Origin of the sequence: Leptolyngbya sp. FACHB-60, assembly GCF_014695775.1 — a bacterium.
Taxonomy (GTDB): Bacteria; Cyanobacteriota; Cyanobacteriia; order Phormidesmidales; family Phormidesmidaceae; genus Nodosilinea.
On the sequence record NZ_JACJOX010000058.1, the window covers coordinates 196,653 to 223,148 of the forward strand.

Genomic DNA, 26,496 nt, shown 5'->3' on the forward strand with positions numbered 1-26,496 from the left:
AGCCGCAGTGTCAGAACAGCCCCCATTTTAGAAGGTGAGGGGTAGCTGAATCCACAGGATCTAGCCCAGCTAGAATCCGGCTTTGAGCAGGGCAGCCCAGAGCTGGTGGGCCAGATCAAGCTTGGTGCAGGGGGGGATAGGGAGATGATCGCCCGTTTTGGTGATCAGGATGGCTTGGTTGCGATCGCCCCCGAACCCGCTTCCGGCCACATCAATGGGGTTCGCCACAATCGCATCTAACCCCTTGCGCTTTAGCTTATTCAGCGCTGGGGGAATAATGTCGCCGGTCTGGGCGGCAAAGCCAATCAGACGCTGATGGGGCGATCGCTTTTGGGATAAATCAGCCACAATGTCGGGCACTTGAGCCAAGGGTAGGGATGTGGGTAGATCTGCTTTGGCCAACTTAGTGGATGCCTGGGTTGCAGGTTTCACATCGGCCACCGCCGCCGCCATCACAATCCAGTTAGCCTGGGGTAGGTTGGTCAGCATCGCCCGGTGCATCTCTTCAGCCGTGGTAATGCTCACGGTTTGGATGCTATCTAGGCGGGCTTTGAGGGATTCCTCCATCGGTCCATGAACGAGGGTGACTGTAGCACCACGGTGAATTGCCGCCTGGGCTAAAGCTACCCCCATTTTGCCGCTGGCGGGGTTGCCGATAAAGCGCACAGGATCTAAGAACTCGCGGGTGCTGCCGGTGCTGATCAGCAAATGTTTGCCGCTCAAGTCGCGCCGCCCGCCGCTGTGTAGCAGCGAGTGAATGTGGATGAGAATGTCTTCTGGCTCAGCCATGCGTCCGGTGCCGATGCGATCGCAGGCTAGCACCCCACTGCCTGGATCAATGCTGTGGTAACGCGGATCTTGAAGGAGTTGGTGCCAGTTGCGCTGCACTGATTGCTGCTGCCACATGTCGGTATTCATCGCTGGGGCCAGCAGCACCGGGCAGGTCGAGGCTAGCACGGTATTCGTCAGCAAATTATCTGCCAAACCATGGGCCAGCTTACCCAAAGTGTTGGCACTCAGGGGGGCAATCACCAGCAGCTCAGCCCATTCGCCCAGCTCGATGTGCAGCGGCCGTCCCTGGGTCGCCTGCCAAAAATTCTCGTCAGTGTAGGCGGGGTGCCGAGCTAGGGTTGCCACCGTCAGGGGCGGAATGAAGGCCTCCCCCTGCTGGGTCAGCACAACGCGCACCGCTAGGCCCGCTTTGGCCAGCGACGAAATTACCGAGCAGATCTTGTAGGCTGCAATACCGCCGCTAATGCCTACCAGCACTCGACGGGAAGCATCCCCGGCTATAGAACTACTCATACCAAACCCGAAGCCCATCACCTTGATGCAAAAGCGGCATTCCTGTAAGGGCCAAACAACCGTTGGCTCCTACAGATCGGGGGTATCTAAGCAGGATTTAGCCGCCAACAGTCTATGACTCATCGTAGGGTTCGAGGTCGAGCAAATGGACATAGGACTCCACCAGCTCGGGTCGCTGGAAGGCGATCGCCCGGAGCAAGTGCCAGTCTTGCAGCCCTTCAAAGGCGTTGTCGTAGGCATCGGTCTCAAGGCGACGGGCCAGCTCAGCCACCGTATCCGGTGTCATATCTGAGACGGCCTGCTGCGAAACATGTAGGCTCAGCATAGTCTTTTCCCCCTTGGTGACGTTTGCCTCAGAGCCGCACGGGTGCAGCCCAGGGTCGATTCACTCTCCCTTTAGGATAAAGGTTTGGTTAGGGATTCCCTCTGGCCTGCCGCAAATCTTCGCAAAACCCAGCAATTAGCCCCATTACCTGGGGTGGAATCTCATGCCCCATAGCCATTTCCTGCCAGGTCACGGGTTGGCCGAGGGCGGTGAGGGCCGCGCTGGCCTGCTGAGCCTTGGCGATCGGCACCACCGAATCAAAGGTGCCATGTACCATCATTACCGGGCGGGGGCTCACCGGAGCCTGGGCAGCGCTGTGCAGGTAGCCACTGAGAATGATCTGCCCGGCCAGAGGTAGCTGCGACCCTACATCTAGCGCCATCGCGCCCCCCTGGGAAAACCCAGCCAAGATGGTGCGCTCCAGGGGAATTTTAGTTGTTTGGGGCAGCATTGACAGCCAGATTTTGAGCCGTTCTCGACTGGTTTGTAGGTCGGCCTGGGTCTCAAAATCGTAGGGACGGCGAAAATCATACCCGTTAGGGAAGTCGTACCACATGCGGCCCCCTGGGGCATAGGGATGGGGCCAGGGCGCATCGGGAAAGACCATTGAGAAGTTGGCTATCTCTAAATAGGGGGCTAGCCCGAGCAGATCGGCGGCATTAGCCCCCCAGCCGTGGAGAGCCACCAGGCACCAGTCGGCGGTGTCATCGGTGGGGCTATAAGTCAGGGCCTGAAGCGGTTGGTCTGTGGGCAGCATAGATTTCCTTAAAGCTAGCGATCGCGTTGACGAGCCTCTAGCCGAGCCCGTTTTGCGGGGGTAAGAGCAGCATAGCAGTGGGGGCAGCTGATGCCCGCCTCATAATAGGGTGAGGCTTTTTCCGCCTTGCCTACCGGGTGGCCACAGCCTAAGCAGAGCTCGTACTCGCTGGGTTGCAGGCGGTGGTCAACGGCCACCCGTTCGTCAAACACAAAGCAGTCGCCCTGCCATAGGCTGTCAGCTGTCGGTACTGTTTTGAGGTAGTTGAGAATGCCGCCCTGGAGGTGGTAAACCTGCTCAAAGCCCTGGTCTAGCAGGTAGGCAGTGGCTTTTTCGCAGCGAATGCCGCCCGTGCAGAACATCGCCACTTTTTTGTGCTGAGCTGGGTCGAGGTGGGTGTCCACGTAATTTGGCAATTCCCTAAAAGAGTGGGTTTGAGGGTTCACCGCGCCCTTAAAGGTGCCTAGCTCTACTTCAAAGTTGTTGCGAGCATCGATCAGCACCACGTCAGGGTCGGTGATGAGCTGATTCCAGGCCTGCGGCTCAATGTAGGTGCCCACCTCCTGCTGGGCGGGGTTCACATCGGGCCGCCCGAGGGTGACAATTTCCTGCTTGAGCTTCACCTTCATCCGCTCAAAGGGGGGTGCAGCGGTGATGGATTCTTGGTGGGGAAAGGGGCCAATTTCGGGGTGGTTGTGCAGCCAGGCCAATAGGGTATCAATACTCTGGCGATCGCCCGCCACGGTAGCATTCAGCCCTTCTGAAGCCAGCAAAATTGTGCCCCGTAGCCCCCAGTTCTGACACAGATTCAAAAGCTCTAGGCGCAGCGCCGCTGGTTCACTCAGGGTGACAAATTTATAGAAGGTGGCGATCGCCCAATCCATGGTCTGACAAAGCTACAAAGTTTCAATTATAGGCGGTGGGCCTGGTACACCTCGACGGCAGCTCTGTGCAGCAGCGAGTGGCGAAAGATCAGATCCGCCATGGATTGGCCGTAGCCGCCGCCGATGACGCAGGCGACGGGATAGCCCGCTTTCACGCAGCTGTCGAGAACGAAGCGATCGCGCCGATAAATTCCGGTGTTGGTCAGCGCCAGCTTGCCCAACAGGTCGTCTTTGTGCGGGTCGGCTCCAGCATCGTAAAACACCAGATCAGGCTTCACCTGGGCCAGCAAATCTGGAACGTGCCGCGCCAGGCAGTCTAGGTAGGCATCATCTTCCATGCCCAAGGCTAAGGGCACATCCAAATCGCTGCTCTGTTTGCGGGCCGGAAAGTTCTCCTGACAGTGCATGGAAAAGGTAAAAACGCTGGAATCATTGCGGAAGATCCAGGCGGTGCCGTCGCCCTGGTGCACATCTAAGTCGAGAATCAGCACGCGATTGACGCGGCCCTGCGCTTGCAGCACTCGGGTGGCGATCGCCAGATCATTAAAAATGCAAAACCCCGATCCGTAGTTGGGAAAGGCGTGGTGGGTGCCCCCCGCCGTGTTGCAGGCCAGCCCGTGCTCCAGTGCCAGCTTGGCGGTGAGAATGGTGCCCCCCACCGCCGTGCAGGTGCGCTTGACTAAGGCGGCGCTCCAGGGCAACCCGATGCGTCGTTGGGCCTTGGCGTCCAGCGTGCCCTGGCAGTAGGCGTTGATGTAGGCAGACTGGTGCACAAGCTCCAGCCAGGTCTGGGGCGGCTCGCCAGGCTGGTAAATCTGGTCTGGGGCGATCACACCGTCATGCAGCAGGCGATCGCGCAGCAGCCGAAACTTGGGCATCGGAAACCGATGCCCGTCGGGTAGGGGGGCCACGTAATCGGAGTGATAGATAACCGGAAGCTGACTCAAAGCCCCAAGGCCAACAATGCCTACATCAATGACGACAGCGATCGCCGCTGCCGCATATCCAAAGCGTGGGCCACGCTGCCCTCAGACCAATCGAGGGGTAGGTCTGCTTCGGAGGGCACCACAGCAGGAGTGGCGGTCGGAGTGGCGATTGGCACAGGCGCAACTCTGGGAGCCGAAGACTGGGGCAATCGCCCCGGCTGTGGCACAGGTCTAAACTGGGGCACAGCGCCGGCTCTCGGCCGTGCTGGCACCGGTGCTGGGCTAGGTGGTAGCTCAACCATGGGTGTTTCCACCAATCTGACACCGGGTGCTACGACCCCATCGCGCTGGGGCGAGTAGGGAGCCAAACGCTTGGGATGAGGTGGCTGCACCGGTGCAGACGCTTTGGCAACCAGGCGCGGACGGTTTTTTTTACGCTTGGTGGCCCGAGACGAAGTCTTAATCTGCTGGGTGAGCACAAACGAGCCAAAGGCACATAGTCCCACCAGGCTCAAAAGACCCCACAGGGCGACCCCTGATCGGGGGGAGGAAGCCTCACCAGGGGCAGTCTCTGGGGCAGAGGCGGCATCGTCAGCGGTTGCTGCCATCACCGAGAGGGGCGCTTTGGGAGCCACCTCTTCTACGGATTCATTAAACATGAGGCCGTGGTAGGCGATCGCAGACACGCACACCAGGGTTAACCACAGCCCTCCCAGCAAAAACAAGGGCCGGTAGGTCAGCAGCCTGGCCCAAAACAGACCCGACGTGACAGCCGGGTCACGGGTTTCAGAAAAGGGTTGGGGGGGACGGGGCGAAGGCTGCCCAGAAAAATGCTGTGCCATTGGGTTACCTGGAGCCATCGGTGAACATACCTCAGCACTGCCGATTCACCTGTCAAGGTCAATTGTAGGTGCTCTTGCCAATGGGCGCTAGAGTTACCGGCGGGCTCGAAACAAGGCTATAGTCTCAGGCTGCCCCTTGGGAACAAATTTCTAGCGCAGAACCATGGTGGGCACGTAGTCTTGGGGGTCTTGGGCGACCCAGCCCGCAGTGGAGTTGAGCCGCACCTCAAAGAATAGGAACGCGTCGTCGCCCTCTGAGGTGGCGATTGCCCCCAAGCGATCGCCCTGGCGCACCGTCTGCCCAACCCGCACGTTCAGCGCGGCCAGGTTGGCGTAGCGGGTTTGCAGCCCCTGGGCATGGTTGACAACTACCAGATTGCCGTAAGTGGCGTCAGTGCCGGCAAAGGCTACGGTGCCGGCCCCTACCGCCAGCGCTGGGGTGCTGGCGGAGCTAGCCAGGGCGACCCCAGTGTTAAACACGAGCTTGCCCTGGGCTGGGTCGGGCTGCCAGCCGTAGTTGACAATCACCTGCGATCGCTGGGGTAGCGGATAGCCCTGAAGCGGGGTAGCTGGGGCGGCAGCAGTGGCCGCTGTGGTCGAAACCCCTGGAAACCAGTTCACCCCCGGCAGAAAAATGGTGGCCGGTACGGTGCTCACGCAACCATTTACCTCAAATAGCACATCGGGCCGACTGTTATAGGCCTGGGCAACCTGCTGCCAGGTTTGGCCCCGGGCAACGCTGACCCGAATGCCGTTGAAGGGCGGAATTAGCAGCTCTTGCCCGGGGCTGACGGCACCTCCCTGAACGGCAGGGTTAAGCCCCATGATAGTGGCCGGCAAAAGACTATAGCGCTGGGCAATGGCGGCCAGCGTTTCGCCCTGGGCCACGCGGTGGCGGGTTAAGCGCGATAGAGCGGGTTGGGAGCAAGCCGCAGAGCCGGTCTGGGCGATCGCCTCCGGTGCTGTTAGTGCTCCGAACGGCAGGGCAATGGCCAGCCCCACCAGTACAGCGAATCCTTTGAATTGCCTCAGTTGGTTGGCAGCGCCTAAACGGCAGGTGGCCCAAGGCTTCAGCAAATCGTAAAACACCATGAAAAGAAAATGTGGCGAGGTGGTCAACGTTGTTTTTTGCTCTACAGGTGAACCCAACAATCCTTGAGGGGTACAGCCTCTATAATAGGCAGGACAACCCTAATTGCTCAGGGGTACAGCTAGGTTTTCTAGCCGCAGACAACCCCATCCGGAAAATATTTGCTCCGTAGAATATTCGGTAGAGTAGAGCCAGACCAGTCAAATTATCGGCAGCGTTAGGTAATTTTGGGTGGCTCGCAGTCGCGATCGCCAAGCCAATCCGGCACACCAGGCACAGTAGCAGAGGGCTTCAGCATGGACTCGTTACCAAAGCAGTTTTCTCAGCAGCTCGTGTTGGTGGCAGTAGCTCTGGCCGTAGGCGGCGGTGCAGGTTGGGCTGGTCATTACTACGTTAGCCAGGCGAGTTCAGCCCCCGCAGAGGATGCCGCGGCTGAACCTCCTCCAGCGGTTAAAACTTCGCTGACGACCGTGGCCCAGGCTGCCCCCAACCCCCTAACGATCGACCCCATGGGGGAAAATCAAAACTTCATTGCCCTAGCGGTAGAGCAGGTGGGGCCAGCGGTAGTGCGCATTGATGCCGAGCGCACCGTGCCTGAAATTTCCCCCGAGGCCTTCAACAACCCGTTCTTTCGCCGCTTCTTTGACGAGCAAGAAATGCCCCCCCCTGGCCTGCCCGATCGCCTAGAGCAGGGGACAGGGTCAGGGTTCATTCTCAGCGCCAATGGCCAGATTTTGACCAATGCCCATGTGGTCGAGGGGGCCAAAACGGTGCAGGTCACCCTACGCGATGGACGTGACTTTGAGGGCAAGGTGGTTGGAGTTGACTCAGTGACCGACGTGGCGGTAGTCAAAATTGAAGCCGCTGACTTGCCCACCGTGCAGATTGGCAGTACCCAAGACCTGGCCCCAGGTCAGTGGGCGATCGCCATTGGCAACCCCCTTGGTCTCGACAACACCGTCACCGCCGGCATCATCAGCGCCCTGGGGCGCAGCAGCAACCAGGTAGGTATTCCCGACAAGCGAGTGCAGTTTATTCAGACTGACGCCGCTATTAACCCCGGCAACTCCGGTGGCCCCCTGCTCAACGACCGGGGCGAGGTGATCGGCATGAACACCGCCATTCGCGCCAACGCCCAGGGTTTAGGGTTTGCCATTCCCATCGAAACCGCCAAACGCATCGCCGATCAGCTCTTTACCAACGGTGAAGTGCAGCACCCATTCCTCGGCATTCAGATGGTCGAACTCTCCGCCGAGATGGTCGATCGCATCAACGAGGAAGAGCAGCTAAACCTTAAAATCGACAACGACGATGAGCCCGGCGTTCTCATCGTTGGGGTGCTGCCCGATAGTCCGGCCCAATCCGCAGGTCTGAAGATAGGGGATGTCATCCGCGCGATTGAGGGCGACCCTGTCGCTAGCCCGCCCGATGTGCAGGCTCGGGTAGAAGCTACCGCAATTGGCGGTACCCTCAAGCTTGATATTCACCGGGATGGCCGTGACCAAACTATTGACGTCAAACCCGCTGCTATGCCTTCCGATCTGCGGTAGTAGGCGAGGGAAAGTTTTGAATGCTCAGTTTTGAATTTTGAGTTGATGGAAGGTGTAAACTCAAAACTTAAAATTCAAAACTCAAAACTTCCTCATCCCTCCACCCCCTTGCTCCCTAACCGTGCTCCGGTGCGCAAAATTTGTCCGGCCAGTACGGCACTGCCAAAGCCATTGTCGATATTGACAACGCCAATGCCCGCTGCGCAGGAGTTGAGCATGGTGAGGAGGGCCGAGAGGCCATTAAAGCTGGCACCATAGCCAATACTGGTGGGCACCGCGATGATCGGGCAATCGGCTAGGCCCGCCACGACGCTAGGGAGTGCGCCCTCCATACCCGCTACCACAATCAGCACATCCATATCACGGATCAAGTGGCGGTGGTGCAGCAGGCGGTGCAGCCCGGCTACCCCAACATCCCACAGGCGCTTGACCGTAAACCCGCTCAGTTCGGCGGTAACGGCAGCCTCTTCGGCTACGGGTAGGTCGGCGGTGCCTGCCGTCAGCACGCCAATGCTACCAGGGTGCTGGGCGGCCCAGTCTGTGGGCACCAGGGCACAAATGCGGGCCATGTCGTAGTACCGCGCCGCCGGAATCTGCTGCTGCACTTGGGCGAAAACCTCGGGTTCGATGCGGGTGGCCATGACCACTGGATTGTGCTGATGCAGGCTGTGCATGATTTGCACAATCTGGTGGGGGGTTTTGCCTGGCCCCCAAATAACTTCTGGAAAGCCGGTGCGTAGGGTGCGGTGGTGGTCGACCTTGGCAAAGTCGTCGACTGGCTCAAAGTCGAGGTATTTGAGCCGGTCAAAGGCGGCATCGGGGCTGAGCTGCCCTTGAGAAACGGCGTTGAGTAGATTGCGTAGGGCGTCGGGCTGGGTCACGGAGGCAGCAAGAACAGGGTAAATAGGCAAAGGCCAGAAGACTCTGGAAAGATTAGCCTAGACCATGCCGTTAAAAAAGGGGAGCGAAAAATGTCACAGGGTTGTCATACCTCGGCTACCTCGGTGACATATCGGGCCCCTACATTAATTATTAATCGTTCACTCCTCAACACCCCAAGCGCCGGAGCTAGTAGCTCCGGCGCTTTTTTGCGTGATGGCATCCGGAAAGTCGGAGGACAACCTGTATTAACTGATCAGGCCGTGAAACCATCCTTTGCCACCAGTGCAGGCGGCGGGGCAACCCTCAGTTGGGGCGGCAGTTGTACTTAACCCTAGTTTTAATTCCTATGAAACGGCATCTATATGCGATCGCCCTGACCGGCCTGGGTTTGGCCGCTCTAATTCAGCCCGCCAATGCTCGCCCTGAAATTGCCAGCGGTGACCAGCTGCTCGACACCGATGTGGCGGGCTGTCTGACGCGGGCCGACCAGCTGATCGACAGCCTGGGGGTCGAGTCTGACCAGGGCGGCATCGATCGCACTGGCTACTTCGAGGACGGCTCCTTTCGGGTGCTCTGCTATGGGGCTGGAGACACCAACAGCCTGGCGATCGTGTTTGCCACCCACGACCAGTCGGCGGAGGTAGCCGCTAACTTTATTCAAATGATGCTGAGCGAACTGTCACAGAGCGAGTCGCTGTCGCAACAGTAGGCTACAGAGGCCAATAAATAGCCGACAGCTGCGTAGAGGCAGAGCTGTCGGCTATTTATTAGGGCGATCGCCCATGCTGCTGCGATGGGGCATCTTGGGGGAGGGCAAACTGCCCTGTGCCCCTACTCGGGGATTTTGGCGGCCTTGAGCATGTGGTAGGTAATCAGCAGCTGAGTCAGCGCCAGGGGATAGCTTTGCAGCGTTTCGCCCGTGGTGCCCACCACTTTGCCAATGTCAGTGTTGCCCTCAATGCTGCAAAACTTGCCCAGGTAGGGAACTTCGCTGCACAGAGTGCGCTCTAGCTCTTGCACGGGTTTTTCGGTGGCGTGGCCATCAATTTCGAGCGCGTCGACGGGCTTGCCCATGTCGCGATCGAGGCCCATGCGCACCGCGTCGCTTAGAGAGCCGCCATTTTTGTCTTCCAGCAGGTGGGTAAAGTCGGGGTGGGGAATCGTGGGCCGCATTACCAACCGCACGTTGAGCAGCAGCTCATCTTCGCTGTTGCTGCCCTCCGGGGGGTAGAAGGTAACCACCACATCAGCCCACTGGCGCTGGGGACGAATGAACGCTTCGGAGTCCTCTTCACGGGCTTTAATCTGCTCAATCACCTCTTCGGGGGTATAGCCGCGCTTGCGGGTGTCGCGCTTGATCTTCCAATTGGCGCGCAGATCTTCGGGTGGGGCCAGATAGACTTTAACGTCATAAGCATCGCGGCAGGCGCGGGTCGAGTAGCCCAGCAGCCCTTCGGCAATTACAAAGCGCTTGGGCTCAATATATTCGGGGGCGTCAAACCCGCCAGTGCTGTGGTTGTAGATGGGCTTGAGAATGGGCTGCCCAGTGCGCAGCAGACCCAGGTGCTGCTGAATGATATCCATGTAGTTGCAGTCGGGATGCAGGGCGGAAATGCCCATTTCCTTGCGCTGTTTGCGATCGTAGCGGTGGTAGTCGTCTGTGCAGATGATGGTAACGTCGTCTTCGCCTAAAATCTGCGCAATGCCCCGCGACAGAGTGGTCTTACCCGCCGCGCTGTCACCCACAATGCCGAGGATTATCGGACGACTCATAGATTTCTCCAGGGTTTTGCAACCAATAGTTAGTTCCCCCATTGTAGGAACCAGCGGGATCATCACCAAATATTTATTGCTCTGTGTAATGGCCTCAAAACAATTGTGCGATCGCCCTTGGGGCAATCCATAGCCTTACTAAGCTTTCAAACGTCCGGAATTTGTTAAGAATAGAAGGGTGCCGCTGGCCACCTTTGGGAGGTCACTATTTAGCTCTGCGAGCCTAAGCCCATGCCTGCCGTCGACCCCGCCGCCAGTTTTAATGCCCCAGTTACGTCGCTTAGGGTGCCTGAGCTGCTGGCTCCAGCCGGTAACTGGGACTGTGCCAAAGCAGCGGTTGAAAACGGGGCCGATGCCATTTACTTTGGCCTCGATCGCTTCAACGCCCGCATGCGAGCCGAGAACTTTACTGAAGCCGATTTACCTGAGCTGATGGCCTTTCTTCATCGGCGCGGAGTGAAAGGCTACGTCACGCTCAATACGCTGGTATTCCCCTCAGAGCTAGCAGAGGCAGCGCAATATCTCAAAACGATGATTGCGGCTGGAGTCGATGCGGTCATCGTGCAGGATGTTGGGATTTGTCGGCTGATTCGTCACCTGTCGCCCGATTTCCCTATCCACGGCTCGACGCAGATGACGGTGACTAGTGTCGCTGGGGTCGAGTTTGCCCACGATCTCGGCTGTCAGCTGGTGGTGCTGGCGCGGGAGTGCTCAATTAAAGACCTGACCAAAATTCAGGCTCAGATGGGCGATCGCAACATCGCCCTTCCCCTAGAGGTCTTCGTCCACGGGGCGCTATGTGTCGCTTACTCGGGTCAGTGCCTCACTAGCGAAGCCCTGGGGGGCAGGTCGGCTAACCGGGGCGAATGTGCCCAGGCCTGCCGCATGCCCTACGAGTTGATTGCAGACGGGGAACGGGTGGACTTGGGCGATCGCGCCTACCTGCTCAGTCCCCAAGACCTCTCTGGACTGGATGTCTTGCCCGAGCTGGTACAAACCGGCGTCAGCTGCCTCAAAATTGAAGGTCGCCTTAAAGCACCCGAGTACGTTGCCAACGTCACCCGCGTCTACCGCCAAGCCCTCGATCGCCTGGCTGGTTCCGCATTTAATCCCTCCTCCCCATCTCCCCATCTCCTCACCCCCCCATCATCAGAAGATCGCTACCAGCTCGAAATGGCCTTCTCCCGCGGCCTCCACACCGGCTGGTTTGAGGGCATCGACAACCAGGCTCTCGTCCATGCCCGCTTTGGCAAAAAGCGCGGGGTCTATCTGGGAGAAATCACTCGCGTCACCGAAGATGCTGTGTTTTTGAATGCCCAAGCTCCAATCAAGGCTGGGGATGGCGTGGTATTTGACGACGGCCACCCCGCTGAAAAAGAGCAGGGCGGCCGCATTTATCAAGTTGATAAGGTCGGTCAAGAAACCCGGCTAATGTTTGGCCGCGACGCGCTCAATCTGCGCCGCATTCACCCCGGCGACAAGCTGTGGAAAACCAGCGATCCAGTTCTGGACAAAGAGCTTCAGCAGACCTATAGCGGCGATCGCCCCAAATTCACGCGACCCATCACCATTGAGGTGCATGGCGCGGTGGGGCAAGAGATGGTGGCGATCGCCCGCGACACCCAAGGCCACATTGCCCAGGCGGCTTCGACTATGGCCCTAGTAGAAGCTCACTCAAAGCCGCTGACGGGCGATCGCCTAGAGCAGCAGTTGGGTCGGCTGGGCAATACCCCCTTCTATCTCGAATCCCTGAGCAATCATCTCCAAGGGAACGTGATGATTCCCGTCAGCGAGCTAAATCGGCTGCGGCGAGAGCTGGTGGAAGGGTTGGAGGAGCTGCGTTTACGCCCTAACCCTTGGCACCTCAACTCCAATACCTCCCTCTCTAATCTGCTCCCGAATGGCCTAAAGCTGCTGGGCGATGGCTCTTCCCTGTCACCTCACCCACATCTCTCTACCCTTGTCCGCACCCGTGCTCAGCTTGCTGCCGCCACCGAGGCCGGCATCGAGACCATCTACTGCGAGTTCGAGAACCCTGCCACCTACCGCGATGCTGTGCAGTGGTTTCGGGCCAACCGCGCCCATGCCGAGCAGACCGTTTGGGTTGCCCCGCCTCGCATTACCAAGCCGCTAGAAACCTACATTCTCGACCAGGTAAAGCGATCTGAAGCTGACGGCTATCTGGTGCGCAACTACGACCACCTGGCCTATTTTGCCGACCAGCGCTGTGTGGGAGATTTTTCGCTCAACGTGGCCAACGCTCTAACAGCAGACTATCTGCTGAACCGCTATGGGCTAGAGCGAGTAACGGCCTCCTACGACCTGAATGCCGATCAGCTGGTAGAGTTGCTGGGGTCGGCCCCCTCGCAGTGGTTTGAGATTACCCTGCACCAGCACATGCCCATGTTTCACATGGAGCACTGTGTCTTCTGCGCCTTTCTGTCCGAGGGCAAAGACTTTCGCGACTGTGGCCGCCCCTGTGAGAGTCAGCAGGTCAAGCTGCGCGACAGAGTTGGCACCGAGCACCTTCTGCTAGCCGACGCGGGCTGCCGCAATACGGTGTTCAACGGCGTCGCTCAAACCGGAGCCGAGTACGCCCAGCGGCTAATGCAGGCGGGGGCGGGGCACTTTCGACTGGAATTTTTGGATGAAAGCCCGGAGCAGGTGGAGAGCGCGATCGCTCAATACCGCCAGCTTTTGAGGGGAGACATCAGCGGTAGCCAGCTCTGGCGTACTCTCCACCTGCAAAGCAAGCTCGGGGTTACCCGTGGCCCCTTAGACTCTAAACACAGCTCGGCCCGAGGCTAATGGGCCAGAATTAATTCAACAGAGAGTCGATATCCTGATCGTGAAGTTCGTTGCGGCTGTTTGAGGTCGGCTGCCGGAGTATAGCGTTCGGGTACTATGCCATCTTGTCCGCCCAGTTTGGATAAAATGCAGGGCATACTGACCCTAACCCGTAGTTCTCTGTAGGCAGCAGCATGGCGATTAAACCTATTCAGTACGAAACGCTGCTCTCGGTCTGTACCGACCACGAGGGGGCCTTGGAGTTGCTCAAGCACCATCGTCCCTACCTCGAGGCCGTGCCCAGCATGCGACGACCTGATGAGAGTGTAATTACGCTGCCGCTGCCGAACGTGCGCGTCCGTGACGGAGTGCACCTCAATCCCCACAGCCAAAGCATTGCACCTGGATCCGTAGTGACGCTGCCCTGCGATGTCGCTCTGCTGATGTGCGACCCCGAGTGGAAGATCAAGACTGGAGTTGAAATTTTTGTCTATATCCACCGTCCCCAAGAAGACTTTTCAGATCTGCTGATGCGCTGGAGGCACACGCAGATTTTGGTCGATCGCGGCTACGAATGGCTGCTGCCCCAGCGCTACGAGCACCTGCTTAGCGACGGCACCGACAAGACCCTTCCCCTATTTGTGGTGTTTCCTGAGACGCCGGGGCATATTCTCCAAGGTCTGCGGGGAGCCGGTTTGCCTACCGTAATACTCTCCTCCGACGCTGAAGCTGAACTCATTGGGGAAGACCCCAGCACCCTCGACATTGGCGATATTCCCGAGCTAGACGACATCGACACCAGCGCCCTAGAATCGCCTGATGAGTAAGCATTGGGCTCTCTTTCAGTCTCCAATGTGGGCTTGGGGACGCTGGTTTTTGCTGGGGTTTTTAGCTCTGCGGGTGGTGTTTTGGCTGACGGCCTTCCCCAACCCCGACGAAGCCTACTACTGGCTGTGGGGGCAACGACCGAGTTTTTCGTACTATGACCACCCGCCTTTTCACGCTTGGGTGCAGGGGGTATTCGCCGCCGGGCTAGGGCGCTCTGCTGTTGTTCTGCGGTTACCTAACCTAATCAGCAGCGGACTTCTAGGATTCACGGTCTACCACATCTGCCGCTACCTCTACGGCGACCAAGCCAGAGATCGCACTTGGCTCGTCATCCTGCTGGGGCTGTCATCGCCCTTATTTTTTTGGTACTTGGGGCTGGCCTGGCACGACCACTGGCTGGTGACCTTGGCAGTAATCAGCAGCTTTCTATTCGTCCGCTACGTGGATAGCGTTGTTGAAAATCCCAGCCAGGGCAGCGGGCGGGATCTCTATGGTGCCGCTATTTTTCTCGGCTTGGCTGGGCTATGTAAGTACAACGCGGTATTTGTCGGGCTGGGGTTTCTGGCGATGATTTTGGCGGATAGACGACGCTGGCCGGTGCTGCGCGATCGCCGTCTCTACCTGGTCCTGGGGCTACTCTTGCTCGTGCTTTCACCGATTCTGCTGTGGAATGTTCAGCACGACTTCTTTTCGTTTCGGTTTTACCGCGATCGCACTGCTGGGGGCGGCCTCAGTCTCAACCTGCTTCAGCCTGTGGTGTTTTTGGCCCTGTGTGGTCTCATCCTCGGCCCCATTCAGTCCGGGAGCATTATTCGACTGCTCAGGCAGCGGGGGCAGACGGCCATGGCCCGCGCCTCCTGCTACCCAGCTTTGGCTCTGTGGATCTTTAGTCTTTCCACTGCGGCTTTTACAGCCCTGTCCACAGTGTCAGTCGCGCTGTTTTATTGGAATATCTTGGCCTACCCGCTGCTGTTCCCGCTGCTGAGCGATCAGTTTTACCGGCCCCAGTGGTCGAAGCCAGCACGGGCTGGTCAACTGGCGCTCGCCCAAGGCGTGGGCCTTTTTGCTGCCACGGCCCTAGTCGCCTACTACACCGTGATTCCCTTTGGTACGTTCTTTGGCTCAGTGGATCCCGATGGTGCTGCGCTCTTTGGCTGGCCCCAGGTTGCCCAAGCTGTAGCGACCCAAGCCGACGATCTCGACGATCCCCTGCTGCTCACCACCGACTACCGCTCGGCCTCGGCCCTGGCCTATGCTCTCAACAACTCTGACGTGCTGGCCATCTCAGGCCGGCTCGATCAGTTTGACTTTTGGTACGATGCCCCCGATCTAGAGGGGCGCGACGCTGTGCTGCTAGGCGAAACCTGGCACCCTATTTGCCCTACCCATTTGGCTATGTTCGATCGCGTAGACCCGCCAGCAACCTTAGAAGTGCGCCGGTTTGGCCAGGTGCTGCAAACCTATGAAATGGTTCGAGGCTATGGCTTTCGGGCTGGGCCAGAGGGCTATCCGCTGACCTCAGACTATCCCCTAGCGTTTACCAGTAATGGGGAGCAGTGCCTGCCAGAGTAGACAGAATTTATCCCCCCAATCTTGATCCCTGCGTCCGTCAAAAACATTTGGGCAAATCCCCCGTAACCCCTTCCCTGGGCCAATCCCGGCCTGCGCTTTCTCAATGCCGCCACAATCCGCTAGAATGGGGAAGCTCAAGCCCCCAGGTTTGGGCTCCTTTAGCAGCAATGTTTTGGGAGGTGGGTCGAGGCCCACTTTTTTATTGGCATTCTTTTGCGGGTTAAATGGTACATCCCCTTATTCCCCAGGTGCTTGAGCTGGTGGCCCCTGTTGCCCAAGAGCTAGGGCTAGAAGTGGTGGAAGCGGTTTTTCACACCAACCAGTCTCCTCCAGTGCTGCGCATCGACGTGCGCAGTCTAGAAAACGAAGACACTGGCCTGGATGACTGCGAAAAAATGAGCCAGGCCCTCGAAGCCGTACTCGATACCAGCGATATCATTCCCGATGCCTACGTGCTGGAGGTATCCAGCCCAGGTGTCTCTGCTGCCCTCGAAACCGATCGCGACTTTGTGGTGTTTAAGGGGTTTATGGTCGAAGTCGCCCTGACTGAGTCACACAAGGGCAAAAAGCAGTGGGTGGGCCAGCTAGTGCGCCGCGATGATGAGGCCGTGGTGCTTAGCCAAAAAGGAAAATCCATTTCCCTGCCTCGCAACCTGGTGCAGACGGTGGAGTTGAGTGACCAAAGCCCTGATTAGAGGTCACACTCGCTGCATTAAGGTGTTGCGATCGTCACAGATTTGTTGCTTAGAAGAATTATTGTCCAGAGGTGAGTGGTTATGTCGTTAGTAAGTTTGCCCAAGCTGCAGGAGATGATCGATGTCATTAGCCACGAGCGCAACCTGCCCAAGCACGCGGTTGAGAATGCCCTAAGAGAGGCTCTGCTCAAGGGCTACGAGCGCTACCGCCGCACCCGCGAAATCGACACCCACTTCGACGAAGAATACTTTGACAACTTTGACATTGAGCTAGATGTTGACGACTACGACGACCAAGGCTTTCGGGTGTTGGCTACCAAAACCATTGTTGACGAAGTCACTAGCCAAGACCACGAAATCTCCTTGTCAGAAGTGCGCGAAGTCGCTCCCGAGGCCCAGGCTGGTGACACCGTGGTGCTCGATGTTACCCCTGACCAGCGCGACTTTGGCCGCATGGCCGCCATTCAAACCAAGCAGGTGCTGGCCCAAAAGCTGCGCGACCAGCAGCGCAAGCTAGTTCAGGAAGAATTCCAAGACCTCGAAGGCAGCATTCTCTCAGCGCGGGTGCTGCGGTTTGAGCGCCAGTCAGTGATTATGGCGGTCGTCAGCGGCGTGGGCCAGCCCGAGGTTGAGGCTGAGCTACTCAAGCGCGACCAGCTCCCCAACGACAACTACCGAGCCAACGCTACCTTCCGCGTGGCGCTCAAAAAAGTCTCCGAAGGCTCTCACCGTGGCCCGCAGCTGCTGGTGTCGCGGGCCGACGCAGCGCTGGTGGTCGAGCTATTTACCAACGAAGTGCCTGAAATTGAGGACGAAATCGTCCGCATTGTGGCCGTCGCACGGGAGGCTAATCCTCCGTCACGCTCCGTTGGCCCCCGCACCAAGATCGCTGTGGATACTCTTGAGCGAGATGTGGATCCGGTTGGTGCCTGCATTGGTGCCAGGGGATCGCGCATTCAGGTGGTGGTCAACGAGCTGCGGGGCGAAAAAATTGACGTCATTCGCTGGTCGCCTGACCCGGCCACCTACATCTCTAACGCTCTAAGTCCCGCCCGTGTGGATGAGGTGCGCCTGGTCAACCCCGACGATCGCCAGGCCCACGTGTTGGTGCCCGAAGACCAGCTCAGCTTGGCGATCGGCAAAGAGGGGCAAAACGTGCGCTTAGCCGCCCGTCTCACTGGCTGGAAGATCGACATCAAAGATTCCGGTAAGTACGACTACGATGAAGAAGACCGTAAGATGGCCGAGCTAGTAGCGGCTCGAGAAGAGGCTGCCCGCGAAGCCGCGGAACTAGCGGCAGAGGAAGCTGAAGCAGCGGAATGGAAGGCAAAGGCGGCGGCAGAACGAGCGGCTGCTGAGGCTAGAGCAGCGGGCATAGAGGTCGATGAAGCACCCTCTGGAGATGAAGAGTTAGAGGCTGCACCTCTCCCCGACGCTGAGTATGACGCTGACTCTTCAGAACCCGCTGCTGAAGAGCCTGGGTTCGAAGAGCCTATGGCTGAGAGGGCTGAACTAGCCACCGACTTTGAAGATGAGGCCTTAGAGGAAGAACCCTTGGCAGACGAAAGCCCAGTGGCGATCGCAGAGGAGGAATAAGTTCTGGAGAAAGCTCCCTATGCAACCCAACTATCGACGCTGTGTCAGCTGTCGGCGGGCCGCCCCCAAGGCCGAGTTTTGGCGAGTGGTGCGGGTTTACCCCAACCGCTTGGTGCATCTCGGCGATGGGATGGGGCGGTCAGCTTATCTCTGCCCCCAGGCCGACTGCCTACGCCAGGCTCAGAAAAAAAGTCGGTTGGGGCGGGCTTTAAAGGCCAACGTGCCAGAAGACATTTACCAGAGCCTTTGGAGCCAGCTAGAGAGCAAAACGGCTAATTCTACCGTTATTTAACTGTTTTTGCCTGGCTACAAGGCTTAAGTCGAGAGTGTCAAGGAAAAAATGTGCCGTCAGGAGGCTTAACCAAAAATTTTTGCAACCGAATCGTCTCTAGACGCGATCCCTCTGAGATTCTGTTCATTGGGGAAGCAACTGATTACACTCATAGTATGGGTATCTGACTGGCCCCCCTAGGGCGTCAGCAAACTTGCTTGAGGTCCCATGTCCACCTAGCCTTGGTTTACAATGCCATGCTAGGGCTAACGTATTCGTCAGAATGGTTTGATGTCGTTTTGTTGGACGAAGCAGGTTGGTTTATGTAAGTAACAAGCTTGACTAGCGTAGGGAGATGTGGATGAACGGCAAAGTGAGAATTTACGAGTTATCGAAGGAATTGGATTTGGATAACAAAGACATCTTGGCGATCGCAAGTCGCCTCGACATTGCCGTGAAGAGTCACAGCAGCACCATCGCAGAGTCAGAAGCTGATCAAATTCGCTCAGCGGCTCGTCAGTCTCGCGCCAGTGGCGGTGCCAATCGGCCCAATGCGCCCGACCGCTCTGCCAGTCGACCTCGACCAGCAGCCCCGGTCAAAAATGGCGATCGCCCCGAACGCAAGCAGCAGATTTTAGAAATTCGTCGCCATCGGGTTACCCCTAGGGCCGACACCGAAGCAGTCGCTCCCACTCCCAGCACTGCCTCTCCTAGTGCTCCTGCCCCCAACGCCAGTCGTCCAGCACGTCCTGCGACGGATAGCCTCTCTCAGCCCCCCAGTCGCCCTGGGGAAGCTTCTAGACCCGCTCAGGAGGTCAAACCCAAGCCGACAGTCTCTCTTAACCGCCCTGAGGCCGATGCTCCTGCTGAGGCTCCTGTTGAAGAGGTCGAGACTGTTGCGGTCGAGCCTACTCTAGATGTCTCTCCACCGCCAGTTAAACCAAGACCAGAGCTAGTTGGGCCTGTATCTCGGGTACGTGCCGACAGTGACGATCGCCAGGTGATTGTGCCAGAGGGCGCTCGTCCGCCCCGCCCTGTCATTCGCCGCCCCGAGAGCCGTAGCCCCGAAAGCCGCAGCCCAGAAGGTCGTTCGGCTGATGGCCCTGGCGCACCGCGTCCCACCATTCCCATCCGCGAAATTGATGCGGGCGAAGATGTCACCCGTCTGAAGCCCAAGCCTAAGCTGCGGCGGCCCAATTCTGATGCCGAAACGGCCAGAGCCGAAACGGCTGCCCGCAACGAAACCCCTCCCGGCAATGACTCAATCTCCGTCCTTGGGGGAGGTGGTCTTGACGATCAACCCCGTCGCCCTTCACCGCCTCGCCATAAGCGCGAAGAGCGCGAAGACGAGGACGACGATCAAAAGATGCGCGAAAAAGCCAGCAAGGTCGGCAAGACCAAGCGGCGGGGCCAAGGCGTGCTGGGCGAAGACGACGAAGATCTCGACGTGCTGGTCGATGAGCTTGATGAAGACGAAGAGCAAGCTACCGATGCCCAAAATTTGAGCATCTCCCTAGCGCGTCCGCCCAAGCCTAAGGGTGCTGGTAGTGGCAAGCCGTCGTCGCCGACGATGAAGAGCCACAAGCCCCAGCATCGTGACAGTAGTAGTGGTGGTGGTCGCTCCCGTCGTGGTCGCCGGGGTGAATCTCAGCCCACCCAGGAGCGTCCCGAGTTTATCGTGCTCTCCGAAGGGCTGACCGTGCATGAGCTGGCCGAGCAGATTATGGTGCCCGAGACAGAGCTGATCAAGTCTCTGTTCTTCAAAGGCATTGCTGCTAATATCAACCAAACCCTCGATATCGAAACCGCCAAGATGGTGGCCGAAGAGTTTGAGGTCATGGTCGAAACCAGCGAAGTCGAGTCAGAGGCCAAAAAGGTCACTGAAATGATCGACGCAGCCGACTTTGAGAGTCTCAAACGGCGGCCTCCGGTGGTTACCATCATGGGTCACGTCGACCACGGTAAAACCACGCTGCTCGACTCTATCCGCAAGACCAAGGTGGCTCAAGGCGAGGCCGGCGGCATCACCCAGCACATTGGTGCTTACCATGTGGATGTCGATCATGCAGGCACGTCCCATCAGATTGTGTTCCTAGATACCCCTGGCCACGAAGCGTTTACTGCCATGCGGGCGCGGGGTACCCGAGTGACCGACATCGCCATTCTGGTGGTGGCAGCGGATGACGGCGTACGGCCCCAAACTATTGAGGCCATTAGCCACGCCAAGGCCGCTGAGGTGCCGCTGATTGTAGCTATCAACAAGGTCGATAAAGAGACAGCCAACCCCGATCGCGTTAAGCAAGAGCTGATGGAGCACGGTTTGGTGCCTGAGGAATGGGGCGGCGACACCATCATGGTGCCGGTGAGTGCTCTCTCTGGTGAAAATCTCGACAACTTGCTGGAGATGATTGTGCTGGTCTCTGAGATAGAAGATCTCCAGGCCAACCCTGACCGTCTGGCTCGCGGTACCGTGATTGAGGCCAACCTCGATAAGGCTCGTGGCCCAGTTGCTACCCTGCTAATTCAGAACGGGACACTGCGGGTGGGCGACTCCTTGGTGGCTGGTCCTATCTTGGGCAAAGTCAAGGCTATGCTCGACGACCGCCTGAAGCGGGTTCAAGTTGCTGGCCCCTCCTTTGCGGTTGAGGTGCTAGGGCTCAACGATGTCCCCGCTGCCGGTGACGAGTTTGAGGTCTACTCCGATGAGAAGACCGCCCGAGCCGTGGCCGATAAGCGGATGCTTGAGCAGCGCCAGTCGCGCCTACAGCAGTCGATGGCCTCCCGTCGTGTCACCCTCAACACCATCTCTGCCCAGGTTCAGGAGGGCGACCTCAAGGATCTCAATCTGCTGCTCAAGGCCGACGTGCAGGGCTCTATCGAAGCCATTCTGGCGGCGCTTCAGCAGCTGCCCCAGAACGAGGTGCAGATTCGGGTGTTGCTGGCTGCCCCTGGTGAAATCAGTGAAACTGACGTCGACCTGGCAGCTGCCAGTGGCGCGGTGATCGTTGGCTTCAACACTACCCTAGCTCCTGGGGCGCGGCAGTCTGCCGATCGCCTGGGTGTGGATGTGCGCGACTATGAGGTGATTTATAACCTCCTCGATGACATCCAAGGTGCCATGGAAGGTCTTCTCGATCCTGAAATGGTCGAAGAGCCTCTGGGTCAGGTGGAAGTGCGGGCGGTATTCCCCGTACGCAAGGGTGCGGTTGCTGGCTGTTACGTGCTTTCGGGCAAGGTTACCCGCAACTGCAACCTCCGAGTGGTGCGAGGTGGCGAGGTAGTCTACACGGGCAAGCTCGATTCCCTCAAGCGCATGAAAGAAGATGCCAAAGATGTGGCCTCCGGATTTGAGTGCGGCATCGGCATCGACAACTTCAGCGACTGGAAAGAAGGCGACATCATCAATGCCTTCAAGATGGTCACGAAGCGTCGCACCCTGGCGATGGCCTAGGTAAGGACAGGGTTCCTCATAAAGGAACCCTGCGAGATAGCAGTGTAGAAACGGAGTTGACAATGGCACCCTGGCGCTGCGTCCATATCTGTGGGTACACCTGGCCGGATTGGCTACTGTACCTTTGTGGATCGATCTGTGTCTGCTTGGGCTAGCGGTGGGTAACCCAACCCTGCCAGAGCTAGAGCTGGGTGTCATTGTTGCGTTAGGTGTGCTGCCGGTGCTGGTAATGCAGCTGCGGCAGCCCTTTTATATTTTCAGTTTGCCAGGTCTGGCGCTGAAACCTGGCAAACTGCAAGATGATCAGCGTTGTCTGCTGAGTCAGTTTCGGCGGTGGCGGGTGCGTTTGGGAGCACTATTAGTGCCGGTGCCGCTGGTGTGGGTTTTGCTAAAGCTTTACCCTCTAGCATTTCTGGCCCGTGACCTGACGCCCTTTAGCGATTGGGGACGACTGGGAGGTGTGGCGATCGCCGTCCTCAGTTTCCTCATGGCCAACCTTTTTGTGCAGATACCCATAGCCGTACTTCAGGTGTTGGCTACGCCAAATCGGGTCATGGCCAGGGTCGTCCCCTACCCTCTTGAAGGCATTGCTACTGACTTCACCTGGATTGGGCTGGCGGTCAGTAAGATGTTGCCCGACCTAGCCAACCAGCCGAGGCCCGAGATAGCTGCTCCAGCTATGGTAGAAATTCCTGAACCTCACAAGGTTTTGCCCATTGAGGCATTAGATACGGAGCCTAAAGGTAGTGTTGCTGAGGCGATGGTTGACACCGAAGTTTCCTTAGAGCACGCGGTTGTAGCAGGCGCAACTGAAGTCCTGGCGGCTCATGTCAATGCGTCAGATGTGCCGAACTCTACAGAGGCGATCGCAGTCGCGGTTGACCCCGAAGACCCCAAAGACCGCAAAGACTCCGTTACAGCAGATCCCGTTGTAGACACTGATGCTGCGGGTGCTCACAGGCCTTTGCGTCACCCAGAAGTTGATGAGTCTAGCTATGACATAACCCATCTGGACGACGCCGACTATTCACAGTCTTTGTCTGCGATCGCCGATATCTACCCCAAGGCCCGCTAGGTCTACGGCGCACTGACCATAGATTTTTATCAATTCTTGGTACTGTGGTCTTTGGCACAATCGCAGCGGGACGTTTGCGCTATCTTGTAGTTAGTCTTCTAGTGATCAGAGTTTTTGCTGACTCGCCGATTGATCGAGTGGCCCTGAGCGATAGACAGACCTGAGGTTTTGACAGTTATCCGAACTTTTTAGAGGCAGCTATGGCCACTCGCTCCGTCAACCCCATGCAGCTTTCTGAACATGCCCGCATTTGGTTCAGCCTCAAGTCTGCAATCGCCAGCAGCTCTGGCTTTAAAAGCTGGAAGGGTGAGCTGCCTACTGCTGAGGCTGAGGCAACTCCGCTTGATCAACTCGTGCGTCGCTACCTACGCGAAACCTTAGAAACCCTTGCCTACTAAGCCTTGTAGTACTGTTTGTACCAAGCCAAAAATTGCTCAATCCCCACTTCGATGGGAGTGTTGGGGGCAAATCCTACATCGGCCATCAAATCGCTGACATCGGCATAGGTGGCAGGCACATCTCCAGGCTGCATGCCGCATAGAACGGTTTTAGCTGTCTTCCCCAAGGCTGCTTCGATTACTTGGATAAAGCGTAGTAGCTCTACTGGCTGGTGGTTGCCAATGTTGTAGATTTTGTAGGGAGCCTGGCTATCGCTGCTGGGGTCTGTACTAGCTGTAGGTACGTGGGTCATCACTCGCACGACCCCTTCTACCACGTCATCAATATAGGTAAAGTCGCGCTTCATCTGGCCCTGATTAAACACTTGGATGGGGCGATCGCCTAAAATTGCTTCCACAAACTTGAAGTAGGCCATATCGGGCCGTCCCCAGGGGCCATACACCGTAAAAAAACGCAGCCCGGTGGTCGGAATTTGATACAGGCTGCTGTAGGCGTGGGCCATCAGCTCGTTGGCCTTTTTGGTGGCAGCATAGAGCGACACCGGATGGTCAACGCGATCGTCCACCGAAAACGGTACCTTGCGATTGGCCCCATACACCGAGCTGGATGAAGCAAACACTAAGTGTTCAACCCCCATCATGCGGCAGCCCTCCAGCAGGTTGAGAAACCCTGACAGGTTGCTGTCGGAGTAAGCAAAGGGGTTCTCTAGCGAGTAGCGCACCCCTGCCTGGGCCGCTAGGTGAATGACATATTGAAATCGGTGGCTGCGAAACAGGGCCAGCATACCCGCGCGATCGAACAAGTCGAGCTGCTCAAAGGTAAAGCCATCGTCGCGGACGAGCTGGGCTAAGCGATCGCGCTTCAAACCCACGTCGTAGTAGTCGTTGAGGTTATCGATGCCGTAGACCTGCTGACCGCTGTCTAAGAGCCGCCGGGCGACAAACGAGCCTACAAACCCCGCTACCCCAGTAACCAGTACAGCGATGACCGTAGCCTCCTAGGGCAGGAAATTTGCACTCAACTAACGCCAATAGGGTACCCAAAGCGTTCTAAAATCTTAAGTCTTTTGCCTAATTTTGCCTCTAGCCGCCCATGCAACAAGCCATTGCCATCATCGGTGCTAGGATCAGGCGAAAGAAACCAAGAAGAATGGTAAGAGAGAAAGGACGTAGTCGTACATGCAAGAATTTGAAAAAACAATCTCCTTCGGTGGTCGCGATATTCACCTGAGGGGTGGGCTGTTGGCTCCCCAGGCGGGGGGCGCAGTGTTGGTGCAGTCGGGTGAGACCGCGGTTCTGGTGACCGCAACCCGCTCAGCAGGACGTCAGGGCATCGACTTTTTGCCTCTGCTGGTTGATTACGAAGAGCGGCTTTATGCTGCCGGGCGCATTCCTGGTGGTTTTTTGCGGCGGGAGGGTCGTCCCCCGGAGCGGGCTACTTTGATTTGTCGCCTGATTGACCGTCCCATGCGACCCCTGTTTCCCCAGTGGCTGCGCGACGACATTCAAATCGTCGCCACTACTCTGGCCATGGATGAGCAGGTCCCCCCCGATGTGCTGGCTGCCACCGGCGCATCGATCGCAGTGCTGCTAGCCAAAATCCCCTTCTATGGCCCCATGGCAACGGTGCGTGTGGGTCTAGTGGGCGACGATTTTATTATCAACCCCACCTACAAAGAAGTTGAAACTGGCGATCTAGACCTGATCGTGGCAGGTTCCCCTGACGGGGTGATCATGGTAGAGGCAGGCGCTAATCAGCTGCCCGAGGCTGACGTGATTGAGGCCATCGACTTTGGCTATGAAGTTGTACAGGATCTGATCAAGGCTCAGCTAGAGCTGATCAAAGAGCTGGGCATCGAGATCGTCACTGAGCACGAGCCTGAGACCGATCCCACCCTGGCCACCTTCATCGAAGAAAAAACTGCCGCCGACATCAAAGAAGTGCTGAAGCAGTTTAGCCTCACCAAGCCCGAGCGCGACGAAAAGCTCGACGCCATTAAGGCTGAGCTGGTCACTGCCGTTGACGCCTTAGAGGACGAAAATCCGATCAAGGTGGCGGTAGCCGAGAACGGTAAAGCCTTGGGTAACACCTACAAATCGGTGACCAAAAAGCTGATGCGTCAGCAAATCGTCGCTGACAAGGTGCGAGTGGATGGTCGCCAGCTCGACGAAGTGCGGCCCATCTCCTGTCGAGTGGGGCTGCTGCCCAAGCGGGTGCACGGCACCGGGCTATTTCAGCGAGGCCTCACCCAGGTGATGTCGGTGGCTACCCTGGGCACCCCTGGCGATGCCCAAATGATGGACGACCTTCACCCCGACGAAGAGAAGCGCTACCTGCACCACTACAACTTCCCTCCCTACTCGGTGGGCGAGACTCGGCCGATGCGATCGCCCGGTCGCCGCGAAATTGGCCACGGTGCTCTCGCCGAGCGTGCCCTGGTGCCAGTACTGCCCTCAAAGGAAGACTTTCCCTACGTGATTCGGGTGGTATCGGAGGTGTTGTCCTCCAACGGCTCCACCTCCATGGGGTCGGTATGTGGCTCTACTCTGTCGCTGATGGATGCTGGTGTGCCTATCACTAAGCCCGTCAGCGGAGCTGCAATGGGCTTGATCAAAGAAGGCGACGAGGTGCGCATTCTCACCGATATTCAAGGTATCGAAGACTTTTTGGGCGATATGGACTTCAAAGTCGCCGGTACCGACACGGGCATCACCGCCCTGCAAATGGATATGAAAATCACCGGTCTGCCCCTATCGGTGATTGCCGACGCCATCAACCAGGCCAAGCCCGCTCGCCTGCATATCCTTGAGAAGATGCTGGCCACCATTGACGCCCCGAGAGCAGAGCTATCGCCCTACGCTCCGCGCCTCATCAGCTTCAAGATCGATCCTGAGATGATCGGTATGGTGATTGGACCCGGCGGTAAGAAAATCAAGGCGATTACCGAGCAAACCGGCGCTAAGGTCGACATCAACGACGACGGCACTGTCACTGTATCGGCGATTGAAGGTGAAAAAGCTCTTCAGGCCAAAGCCTTAATCGAATCGATTGTCTTTAAGCCTGCCGCCGGTGATGTGTTTGTGGGCACAGTCACCCGTGTTATCCCAATTGGGGCGTTTGTGGAATTTATGCCCGGCCAGGAGGGCATGGTTCACATTTCGCAGCTGGCTGACTATCGGGTGGCCAAGGTCGAAGACGAAGTCAACGTCGGCGACGAGGTGATTATCAAAGTGCGTGAAATTGACGGCCGTGGTCGTGTCAACCTAACCCGTCTCAACATTCACCCCGACGAGGCAGCAGCAGCCCGCGAGGCAGCGGCCCTGCGCTAGGAACGTGGAAAGGTGGGGGAGATGAGGCGATCGCAAAGTCTCTCATCTCCCCACTCTCCTTCACCTTCGCCACCCCCTTACCCCTGAATCAAACGTTGTGCGTTGCAACAATTGATTCGGGGGTTCTTTTCTTAGTACGATGCAGGGATGCAATTTCGT

At 57.8% G+C, this 26,496-nt stretch carries 22 protein-coding genes; 12 read left to right on the forward strand and 10 right to left on the reverse strand.

What is annotated here, in order from left to right; translation table 11 throughout:
* Positions 1–69: 69 nt before the first annotated feature.
* The 7 genes from coaBC to H6F57_RS22245 form a co-directional block, all read right to left on the reverse strand.
* Positions 70–1,305 (reverse strand): bifunctional phosphopantothenoylcysteine decarboxylase/phosphopantothenate--cysteine ligase CoaBC, encoded by a 1,236-nt coding sequence (gene coaBC, locus H6F57_RS22215; RefSeq protein ID WP_190625891.1) that lies wholly within the window; start codon positions 1,303–1,305, stop codon positions 70–72.
* Between the two features lie 112 nt (positions 1,306–1,417).
* Complete coding sequence (locus H6F57_RS22220) at positions 1,418–1,630, reverse strand: DUF2555 domain-containing protein (protein WP_190625890.1); 213 nt, start codon at positions 1,628–1,630, stop codon at positions 1,418–1,420.
* Positions 1,631–1,718: 88 nt separating this feature from the next.
* Positions 1,719–2,387, reverse strand: a complete 669-nt coding sequence (locus tag H6F57_RS22225; protein ID WP_190625889.1) for an esterase — start codon at positions 2,385–2,387, stop codon at positions 1,719–1,721.
* Positions 2,388–2,401: 14 nt separating this feature from the next.
* Entirely contained in the window at positions 2,402–3,271 is an 870-nt protein-coding gene (locus H6F57_RS22230) for a rhodanese-related sulfurtransferase (RefSeq protein WP_190625888.1), read from the reverse strand.
* Between the two features lie 26 nt (positions 3,272–3,297).
* Complete coding sequence (locus H6F57_RS22235) at positions 3,298–4,149, reverse strand: histone deacetylase (protein WP_190626050.1); 852 nt, start codon at positions 4,147–4,149, stop codon at positions 3,298–3,300.
* An 89-nt stretch (positions 4,150–4,238) separates the two neighbouring features.
* Entirely contained in the window at positions 4,239–5,039 is an 801-nt protein-coding gene (locus tag H6F57_RS22240) for a hypothetical protein (protein ID WP_190625887.1), read from the reverse strand.
* A 150-nt stretch (positions 5,040–5,189) separates the two neighbouring features.
* On the reverse strand, positions 5,190–6,131 hold the full coding sequence (locus H6F57_RS22245) for a M23 family metallopeptidase (RefSeq protein ID WP_190625886.1): 942 nt from the start codon (positions 6,129–6,131) through the stop codon (positions 5,190–5,192).
* A gap of 294 nt (positions 6,132–6,425) precedes the next feature.
* On the opposite strand from H6F57_RS22245, the gene H6F57_RS22250 reads away from it, so the two are divergent.
* Positions 6,426–7,679, forward strand: a complete 1,254-nt coding sequence (locus H6F57_RS22250; RefSeq protein ID WP_190625885.1) for an HhoA/HhoB/HtrA family serine endopeptidase — start codon at positions 6,426–6,428, stop codon at positions 7,677–7,679.
* Positions 7,680–7,771: 92 nt separating this feature from the next.
* Here H6F57_RS22250 and larB read toward each other — a convergent pair whose 3' ends face one another.
* Complete coding sequence (gene larB, locus H6F57_RS22255; RefSeq protein ID WP_190625884.1) at positions 7,772–8,560, reverse strand: nickel pincer cofactor biosynthesis protein LarB; 789 nt, start codon at positions 8,558–8,560, stop codon at positions 7,772–7,774.
* A 347-nt stretch (positions 8,561–8,907) separates the two neighbouring features.
* Here larB and H6F57_RS22260 point away from each other — a divergent pair, with 347 nt between their 5' ends.
* The gene (locus tag H6F57_RS22260; protein WP_190625883.1) at positions 8,908–9,270 is read left to right on the forward strand and encodes a hypothetical protein; all 363 of its coding nucleotides are present in this window, start codon (positions 8,908–8,910) and stop codon (positions 9,268–9,270) included.
* Between the two features lie 122 nt (positions 9,271–9,392).
* Here H6F57_RS22260 and H6F57_RS22265 read toward each other — a convergent pair whose 3' ends face one another.
* Entirely contained in the window at positions 9,393–10,334 is a 942-nt protein-coding gene (locus tag H6F57_RS22265) for a phosphoribulokinase (protein WP_190625882.1), read from the reverse strand.
* 231 nt (positions 10,335–10,565) lie between these two features.
* On the opposite strand from H6F57_RS22265, the gene H6F57_RS22270 reads away from it, so the two are divergent.
* The 9 genes from H6F57_RS22270 to H6F57_RS22310 all read left to right on the forward strand — a co-directional run bounded on the left by H6F57_RS22270 (position 10,566) and on the right by H6F57_RS22310 (position 23,007).
* Entirely contained in the window at positions 10,566–13,142 is a 2,577-nt protein-coding gene (locus H6F57_RS22270; RefSeq protein WP_190625881.1) for a U32 family peptidase, read from the forward strand.
* 173 nt (positions 13,143–13,315) lie between these two features.
* Entirely contained in the window at positions 13,316–13,948 is a 633-nt protein-coding gene (locus tag H6F57_RS22275) for a hypothetical protein (protein WP_190625880.1), read from the forward strand.
* Positions 13,941–15,521 carry a glycosyltransferase family 39 protein gene (locus H6F57_RS22280; RefSeq protein WP_190625879.1) on the forward strand — a complete coding sequence of 527 codons (1,581 nt, stop codon included), beginning with the start codon at positions 13,941–13,943 and terminating at the stop codon, positions 15,519–15,521. The genes H6F57_RS22275 and H6F57_RS22280 overlap by 8 nt, the downstream gene beginning before the upstream one ends.
* 224 nt (positions 15,522–15,745) lie before the next feature.
* Positions 15,746–16,216 (forward strand): ribosome maturation factor RimP, encoded by a 471-nt coding sequence (gene rimP, locus H6F57_RS22285; protein ID WP_190625878.1) that lies wholly within the window; start codon positions 15,746–15,748, stop codon positions 16,214–16,216.
* Between the two features lie 81 nt (positions 16,217–16,297).
* The gene (nusA, locus tag H6F57_RS22290; RefSeq protein WP_190625877.1) at positions 16,298–17,812 is read left to right on the forward strand and encodes a transcription termination factor NusA; all 1,515 of its coding nucleotides are present in this window, start codon (positions 16,298–16,300) and stop codon (positions 17,810–17,812) included.
* 19 nt (positions 17,813–17,831) lie between these two features.
* The gene (locus H6F57_RS22295; RefSeq protein WP_190625876.1) at positions 17,832–18,104 is read left to right on the forward strand and encodes a YlxR family protein; all 273 of its coding nucleotides are present in this window, start codon (positions 17,832–17,834) and stop codon (positions 18,102–18,104) included.
* Between the two features lie 340 nt (positions 18,105–18,444).
* Positions 18,445–21,534: a translation initiation factor IF-2 gene (gene infB / locus H6F57_RS22300; protein ID WP_190625875.1), complete on the forward strand. Its 3,090-nt coding sequence runs from the start codon at positions 18,445–18,447 to the stop codon at positions 21,532–21,534.
* 88 nt (positions 21,535–21,622) lie between these two features.
* On the forward strand, positions 21,623–22,609 hold the full coding sequence (locus H6F57_RS22305) for a low-complexity tail membrane protein (protein ID WP_277873701.1): 987 nt from the start codon (positions 21,623–21,625) through the stop codon (positions 22,607–22,609).
* A 200-nt stretch (positions 22,610–22,809) separates the two neighbouring features.
* On the forward strand, positions 22,810–23,007 hold the full coding sequence (locus H6F57_RS22310) for a hypothetical protein (protein ID WP_190625873.1): 198 nt from the start codon (positions 22,810–22,812) through the stop codon (positions 23,005–23,007).
* Here H6F57_RS22310 and H6F57_RS22315 read toward each other — a convergent pair.
* Positions 23,004–23,993, reverse strand: coding sequence for an NAD-dependent epimerase (locus tag H6F57_RS22315; RefSeq protein ID WP_190626049.1), 990 nt, complete (start codon positions 23,991–23,993; stop codon positions 23,004–23,006). The genes H6F57_RS22310 and H6F57_RS22315 overlap by 4 nt on opposite strands.
* 193 nt (positions 23,994–24,186) lie before the next feature.
* Here H6F57_RS22315 and H6F57_RS22320 point away from each other — a divergent pair, with 193 nt between their 5' ends.
* A complete protein-coding gene (locus tag H6F57_RS22320; RefSeq protein ID WP_190625872.1) occupies positions 24,187–26,337 on the forward strand; it encodes a polyribonucleotide nucleotidyltransferase in 2,151 nt (716 codons plus the stop codon).
* Positions 26,338–26,496 lie beyond the last annotated feature (159 nt).